Origin of the sequence: Pseudomonas sp. SIMBA_067 (assembly GCF_046534675.1) — a bacterium.
Lineage (GTDB): Bacteria > Pseudomonadota > Gammaproteobacteria > Pseudomonadales > Pseudomonadaceae > Aquipseudomonas > Aquipseudomonas putida.
The window spans coordinates 1-252 of record NZ_JAWRYH010000945.1; the positions used below are offsets into that span (position 1 = coordinate 1).

Genomic DNA, 252 nt, shown 5'->3' on the forward strand with positions numbered 1-252 from the left:
GCCGCTTCCTGCTGGAAGCGCAGGTGTGTAAGTCTGACTGCTCGCCGCGCATTGGCTCCGCTATCAACGAAGTGGTGCTGCATCCCGGCAAAGTCGCGCACATGATCGAATTTGAAGTCTACATCGATGAAGTGTTCGCCTTCTCCCAGCGCTCGGATGGGCTGATTATTTCGACACCCACCGGCTCGACCGCTTATTCACTCTCTGCGGGCGGCCCGATTCTGACACCGTCACTCGAAGCAATCGTGCTAG

Annotated in this window: 1 pseudogene; it reads left to right on the forward strand. The window is 57.5% G+C overall.

The annotated features are described in order from the left end of the window. A pseudogene (ppnK, locus tag SB765_RS31985) lies at positions 1-252 on the forward strand (NAD(+) kinase); the annotation flags it as partial.